Here is a 662-nt window from a genome sequence, read left to right as displayed (position 1 = left end):
GCGATAGCGGCGCTGTCCAGGTGCCCCCGCACCGGCGAACGGACACGCCACAAACCGCGACGCGGTCAACCCCGCCCGACCCACATAGCCGTACGCCACCCCCGCACCAGCCACATACAACTCACCAGCCACCCCCACCGGCACCGGACGCAACCACCCATCCAGCACAAAAAAGCCAAGATGGTCGAACGGCACCCCAAAGGGCACCACGTCGCTGTCTGCGGCCCCCGCCTGCAGGGGGGCACTGCTCGCCGCATACACCGTCGTCTCGGTCGGCCCATAGGCATTGAGCATCACCCGCCCCGGCGCCCACCGATCCACCAACTCCACCGGACACGCCTCACCAGCGACCACCAACGCCACCGACTCCAAACCCTGCGGTGAGAGCATTGCCGCCGCCGACGGGGTCTGGCTCAACACGCTGACGCCTTCCCTGATCAGCAGGGCGTGGAAATCGTCTGGCGAGCCGGCCACCTCGTCAGAGGCCACCACCAACCGCCCCCCCGAGAGCAGCGCACCAAAGATCTCCCACACCGACACGTCAAACCCATACGAGTGCCATTGCGACCAGACCCGCCCGGCCAGCTCCATCCCGGTCTCAAGTGAGGCCAGCAGTTGGGTGACGTTGTGGTGGGTGATCGCCACCCCCTTGGGGACACCGG

1 protein-coding gene is annotated in these 662 nt (G+C 67.4%); it reads right to left on the bottom strand.

What is annotated here, in order from left to right; translation table 11 throughout:
• A partial coding sequence (locus A9W99_RS04660) for an AMP-binding protein (protein WP_156622937.1) occupies positions 1 to 662 on the bottom strand: 662 nt, incomplete at both ends.

It is taken from the genome of Mycobacterium sp. 1164966.3, assembly GCF_001665395.1.
In the GTDB taxonomy this organism is placed as follows: domain Bacteria; phylum Actinomycetota; class Actinomycetes; order Mycobacteriales; family Mycobacteriaceae; genus Mycobacterium.
Note: the sequence above shows the minus strand (reverse complement) of the source record. Positions and strands in the feature narration are given on the sequence as shown.